Source organism: Silvanigrella sp. (assembly GCF_044369315.1).
In the GTDB taxonomy this organism is placed as follows: domain Bacteria; phylum Bdellovibrionota_B; class Oligoflexia; order Silvanigrellales; family Silvanigrellaceae; genus Silvanigrella.
The window spans coordinates 1-5,718 of record NZ_JBIPMD010000206.1 but is presented as its reverse complement, the minus strand read 5'-3'; the positions used below and the strand labels follow the sequence as shown (position 1 = coordinate 5,718).

The 5,718-nt window shown below is 24.3% G+C and carries 7 protein-coding genes; 2 read left to right on the top strand and 5 right to left on the bottom strand.

The window, feature by feature from the left end; genetic code table 11:
- Positions 1-466 precede the first annotated feature (466 nt).
- Positions 467-685: a hypothetical protein gene (locus ACIQ56_RS13645; RefSeq protein ID WP_397601598.1), complete on the bottom strand. Its 219-nt coding sequence runs from the start codon at positions 683-685 to the stop codon at positions 467-469.
- A gap of 125 nt (positions 686-810) precedes the next feature.
- Between ACIQ56_RS13645 and ACIQ56_RS13640 the strand changes: the two genes are divergently transcribed.
- A complete protein-coding gene (locus ACIQ56_RS13640) occupies positions 811-1,725 on the top strand; it encodes a cation diffusion facilitator family transporter (RefSeq protein WP_397601597.1) in 915 nt (304 codons plus the stop codon).
- Between the two features lie 14 nt (positions 1,726-1,739).
- Here the strand turns inward: ACIQ56_RS13640 and ACIQ56_RS13635 are convergent, their stop codons facing one another.
- The 4 genes from ACIQ56_RS13635 to ACIQ56_RS13620 all read right to left on the bottom strand — a co-directional run bounded on the left by ACIQ56_RS13635 (position 1,740) and on the right by ACIQ56_RS13620 (position 5,051).
- A complete protein-coding gene (locus ACIQ56_RS13635; protein WP_397601596.1) occupies positions 1,740-2,285 on the bottom strand; it encodes a hypothetical protein in 546 nt (181 codons plus the stop codon).
- Between the two features lie 91 nt (positions 2,286-2,376).
- Entirely contained in the window at positions 2,377-3,735 is a 1,359-nt protein-coding gene (locus ACIQ56_RS13630; protein WP_397601595.1) for a radical SAM protein, read from the bottom strand.
- Positions 3,736-4,764 (bottom strand): hypothetical protein, encoded by a 1,029-nt coding sequence (locus tag ACIQ56_RS13625; RefSeq protein WP_397601594.1) that lies wholly within the window; start codon positions 4,762-4,764, stop codon positions 3,736-3,738.
- A 56-nt stretch (positions 4,765-4,820) separates the two neighbouring features.
- The gene (locus ACIQ56_RS13620; protein ID WP_397601593.1) at positions 4,821-5,051 is read right to left on the bottom strand and encodes a hypothetical protein; all 231 of its coding nucleotides are present in this window, start codon (positions 5,049-5,051) and stop codon (positions 4,821-4,823) included.
- A gap of 426 nt (positions 5,052-5,477) precedes the next feature.
- Between ACIQ56_RS13620 and ACIQ56_RS13615 the strand changes: the two genes are divergently transcribed.
- A partial coding sequence (locus ACIQ56_RS13615; RefSeq protein WP_397601592.1) for a transposase occupies positions 5,478-5,718 on the top strand: 241 nt, incomplete at its 3' end.

Below are 5,718 nucleotides of genomic sequence, written 5' to 3'. Positions count from 1 at the left end.
AGAACTTGATTTTTAAACTCAAGAGAATATTGACTTTTAACTGATTTCTTCTTTAACATTGGACAACCCTTCTATATGAACGCCTAAGTTCATAGCATATTGTCCACCAAAAGGAATCACTTTAATCATTTAAATCATGTTCAGTCATAATCCCGCCGCAATTTTAATAAGAACATTTAATCCATAAGTCTATCGACGGAATACTTTAGGTACTAGAGGGAAGGGGTAACAGGGTTAGTACCAATTGTCTTTGGGAACCGACAGCCAAAATCTATGAGAAATGACAGAAAGGGCAACGGAACTTGAATCGTTTGGTCTCAATGACTTTGGGAATAGTCCAATTGTCTTTGAGAACTGACAAATAGTTATTGAGAAAGAAGTTTTTCAATGAAATTGCGATCTAAATTTTCATATATAAATATTCTCAAAAGCGGTTGTTTTTGAGAATATTTATATTAAGATCGCACTATATATCATGGGTAAAAATGCACCAAATAATTTTGGAAGTTACAGTTCGAGCTGCAGGAAAATCTTGAAATTCATATTTCATGTTTAAATTTTTAAAAACTTTCTCTAAGCTTTTAAATAAAGTACCATCTTTTAAATTTTTAGTATTTTCATCAATAATATAGTAAGGATGCCTTATTTGATAATGAATGATAATTTCATAATTACAAAGCTCCATTATAAGAATTCAATGATTTATTTACAAAATATAGCCTCTTTAAATTTGACTAAATTAGAAATAAAAATATTAAATTTAAATATTGTAATGGTATATTTATTTATACTTAATTTTTTGGAGAAGCTATGAAAGAAGTAACGGAGCACAATCATTCCCATACTTTTTCAAAAGCAAAAGAAAAACCTTTAATTTTAGCATTAATTTTAACTGGAACTTTCTTTTTTGTAGAATTATTTACCGGAATTTTTTCTGGAAGTCTTGCTTTAATATCAGATGCCACACATATGCTAACCGATGTAGTTGGTATTGCGATTGCCTTAGTTGCAATCAAAATCGCAAAAAGACCGGCTGATTTAAAAAGAACTTATGGATATTATCGGTTCGAAATTTTAGCTCCCTCTTTTAATGCTTTTTTATTATTTTTTGTTGGAATTTATATTATTTATGAGTCTTATGAAAGATTTATGAATAAAGAAACAGTTGATTTAAAAATAGGCCCGATGTTTTTTGTTGCATTAGCTGGACTGATTATTAATTTAGTGAGTATGAAAATTTTAAGCAGCGGCAAAGATGGAAATTTAAACTTAAAAGGTGCTTATCTCGAAGTCATGAGCGATATGATTAGTTCTGTAGGTGTTATCATCGCAGCAATCATAATTCAATTTACTGGTTGGAAATGGGTTGACTCTATTATAGCAATTGCTATTGCCCTTTTTATCATTCCAAGAACTTGGTCATTATTAAAAGATAGTATCAATATTTTACTAGAAGGAGTTCCAAAAGGAATAAAATTAGAAAATATAAATAGCGAAATATTTAAAATTGAAGGTGTTTTAAATATTCACGACTTACATGTTTGGGCGATCTCTAATGATAAAATAAATTTTACAACTCACATTGTTTATTCAAAAAATTATGACCAAAATAAAATTTTACATGAAACAAAAGAAATTCTTGATCATAAATTTCATATCACACACGTAACAATTCAATTTGAACTTGAAAATTGTGGACAAGATAGGGAGCATGGAAATAAATAATTTATTGAATTCAATTATCTATTTTCAACAACACCACCAGAAATTGATCCCGTATACCTTCCCCCATTACTTAAAATAACTTTTCCTTTTCCACTTTCAAATTGAATATTACCATTCACAGTGCTATTATTTATATATAAATATTGTGTATTCGTTACACCTCTAGCATTTTTTCGAACTAGAATATCTTTTGTTGAAGAACCATTATTTAATCTTATATTACTAGAATTAATTTTTATTATATTATCAAAATTACTAGAATTTGCAATTAATTCTCCAACAATATCAATATTACCAGTTACATTACTTCTTCCATTTAATAATAATCGTCCTTCCATAAAAATATGCTTTAAGGATACATTTATTGCATTTACGTTTCCTGTGACATCGAGTTCATTTCTGATAGATACATTATTCAGCGCAATTTCACCTAAATGTGATATACAATCTTTTGATGTATTAGAAATTCTAATATTGCCCTCGGTTTCATTATCACAAGCATAGGCTGAATTCATAATGCTACAAAAAATAGAGAGTGTAATTAATATTTTATTTTTCATCTTATTTTCCTTAAAATAAATATTTTTAAATTAAATTATCATAATATTAAAATTAAATTATGTCCTCCATTATTTATGTTATTTTAAGTTATTAGTCTTTGGCAATTCCATTATATTTTTGGGAATTCATTTTTTTATACGCATAATAAAGTAAAAGTCTTTCAGGCATATTGAACTTTTCATTTGGACATGCCTGGATTCCCTCTTTCCAAGATTTAGGACAACCACCACCACAAACCGGTAGCATATTACATGTATAACAAGGATATTTATTAAATTCATTTTCATCATAGAAGTTCGAAAATACTTTTCGTTTATTATTATCAATTTCTTCTTTAATGTTTCCTAAACTATAAATATTTTTTCCATTTTGATCTTTATAGGATTCTACTAAACTAGTTTCAGTGCATGAAAAAACTTCTCCAAAAGGGTCAACTAATTCAGAATGTGGATTAACAGCCATGCATAGGTTTTTACTTCTCCCTGGAATTAATTTAAAATTAAAATTATTTGTTAGCATATATGTAAACCAATTTAATTCCCATGATGCAAATTCTTTTTTTTCTGCCCCAAGTTTATGAGCATCATTTCCCCATGAGTGTAAATGAGCAAAATAAATTGATATTTTATCTTCAATGCCATCAGATTTTATTTTTTCTAAAAGAGGGAGTATTCCATCTTTATTTCTACTATCTGTATTACATCGCACACTTATAAATAAATCATCTGGTTTATTTTTACATATATCAACTAAATTTTTATAAATCACATCAAAAGTTTTATTATTGCTTTTTGTATGCCTTCTTTCATCATGATAATTAGCATATCCATCAAGGGTAATTTCAAAGTTATTTATTTTAAATTCATTAAATAATTTATATGCTAAATCCCTTTTTAATAATAATCCATTAGTTGTCATTCCAGCTGAATAAATAATTGATTTTTCATTACAAAAATTCAATAATATTTTAGAAATACTTTCTATATTTTTTAACCCAGTTAAAGGTTCTCCTCCAAACCAACCTATTTTTAGGCTTTCATATTTTTTAATTAATAGATTATTCATTATTCTATTTATTATTAAATTCTCTTTTTCAATATCTAATTTAAGAGAACTATGAGTTTGCCCACAATAATGACACCCTAGTTGACATGAAGCACTTGGTTTTATAACATAGTAATATTGACTTAAATTTGATTTATAATCTTTGTTTTCTTTCAAAACTTTATAGAGTTCATTATCTAAATTATTTACTAAAAACTTTGATTCTATTAAATCTGAAAGATCAGAATCAGTTATTTCATTATATACTCCTTGAACTATTTTATCCCAAATATTCTTTTCTAAAATCCTTATTTTCCCTCTTAATGTAGAAAAAATAATAATTTTTCCTACATTATTCTTTGAATCATAAAAGTAGTTACTAATAATGTATTTAGATATTTTCATTTATTTTCTCATTAATTCATCATATTTGTAAAATACCGAATCTAACTCCAACAAATAATTTTTCTTATTAGAATTTTTTGAATAAATTGATTCATTTTCAATTTTTCTAATTTTATCTTTTATATTTATAAATTTTGAAAAAATTAATTCAGCATGCTCGTCGTTACATTTAATTGAGCATTCATAAAATAATTTTACAATTTTATATTTTTTATTTTTTTTATGGGATATTAAAGAGAAATTATAAAACAAATCAAAATGATTTATAAAATTTTCTTTTATTAATGGCATTATTTTAGTTAGCTCATCATTCATTAAGTCCAATAATGAATTAACAATTTCAAAGTTTTTTAAAAGCTCCTGACATTGCAATATTCTTAAAAGATAATAATATTTAAAAATATTATTTGTTTTTTTATAACATTCACAAGCATAAATAAATGAACTATTTATATCAAACTGCATTAAGCATAATATTTTAATTTCGTTGATTTCATTCTGATATTTTTTAAAATAAAAATCACCATATCTATTAATAATATTGTATAGTGTTTTCGGATTTTTTTCAATTAAATATCTTGAATATTCTAATAAAAAATTAATTTCCAAAACATTCTTAGAATTTATATTCAAAATATTATATATATTTTTATTATTAATAGAAACATAATTTGGAATTATTTTTTTAATATATTTTCTTTGCAAATTTTTCTGATTTGTTAATCTCTTAATTCTTATAATATTGATTAATGGTTGTAAAAATAGATTCAAGCTTTCTTGACAATTTTCTTCTATAAATTTTTTTTTAAAATAATTAAAACCAAAATTACAAATTTCTTCGCTTTTTTGATAATCATTTAAGATGAAATAAATCAGTGAAATTTGGTTTGTAGCTATTGCTAAATTATTTATTCTATCTTTATTATTAAAATCACAGTTATTTAATATATTTTTCAGATCAATCAACCAGATTTTAAAAGGCTTAAAGATTATTTTGTCTGGTTGAAAAAGAATAAACTTTTTTATCATTTTATAATAACCTCAATTAAATATTTCATAGTTTAAATTTAAACTATGAAATATTTTTATCTACACCTATTATTTCTTTCTGAACATCCGCTATTATTTCCTTTAAAATCATCTTTATTTTCATCCGGTAATAGTTCAATTGCTGAATTAATACTATTAAGAGATTCTATTTTTATTGAATCATTTGCTAACGATGTATTTATTTTATCATTAGCATTTGCAGTTGTAGAAATTGATAAACTTATTCCTGCAGCAGACAAAAAAGCCACTACTAACTCTTTATTCATAACAGCCTCCAAAAATTATTAAGTTAACAAGCCAAACTCGACTTGTTAACTTAATATTAAAATAAAAAAAATAATTGTCAATTTTTTTAATAAAATTATAATTAATAAAATAATTTTCAAATTTATTAATAAAATTATAATTATTAAAATAATTTTCATTTTTTTAATAAAATTAAGAATATAAATAATCCATAACCATTTATTAAAATGAAAAAAATCAAACTAATATTATTATTATTTATTAAATGGTATTCATTAAATTGAAATTAAAAATAATTAATAAAAAAATAAGCTAACACAATTTTATATAAATATAACTATAAATTTTTATAAAATATGTATCTTGTATTATTTAAATAATTAAAGTGATTCCTTTTGGTGGACAATATGCTATTAACTTAGGCGTTCATATAGAAGGGTTGTCCAATGTTAAAGAAGAAATCAGTTAAAAGTCAATATTCTCATGAGTTTAAAAATCAAGTTCTAGAAGTATTAGAAAGTAGTCCTAAAAGTATGGCTCAAATAGCTAGGGAGTTTGGAGTTTCTTATCCCACTTTGAATAGCTGGAAACGCTCTAATGGCGAAAAGGATAACTTAAATTCTAAGAAAAACTCTGACGAATTGAAAAAACTACAGAGAGAATATGACCTTTTAAAAAAGGAAAATG

What these genes read in the sequence shown, in the direction of transcription:
- ACIQ56_RS13645 (WP_397601598.1), bottom strand. Translation starts at nt 685, where the DNA reads ATGGAGCTTTGTAATTATGAAATTATCATTCATTATCAAATAAGGCAT.
- ACIQ56_RS13640 (WP_397601597.1), top strand. Translation starts at nt 811, where the DNA reads ATGAAAGAAGTAACGGAGCACAATCATTCCCATACTTTTTCAAAAGCA.
- ACIQ56_RS13635 (WP_397601596.1), bottom strand. Translation starts at nt 2,285, where the DNA reads ATGAAAAATAAAATATTAATTACACTCTCTATTTTTTGTAGCATTATG.
- ACIQ56_RS13630 (WP_397601595.1), bottom strand. Translation starts at nt 3,735, where the DNA reads ATGAAAATATCTAAATACATTATTAGTAACTACTTTTATGATTCAAAG.
- ACIQ56_RS13625 (WP_397601594.1), bottom strand. Translation starts at nt 4,764, where the DNA reads ATGATAAAAAAGTTTATTCTTTTTCAACCAGACAAAATAATCTTTAAG.
- ACIQ56_RS13620 (WP_397601593.1), bottom strand. Translation starts at nt 5,051, where the DNA reads ATGAATAAAGAGTTAGTAGTGGCTTTTTTGTCTGCTGCAGGAATAAGT.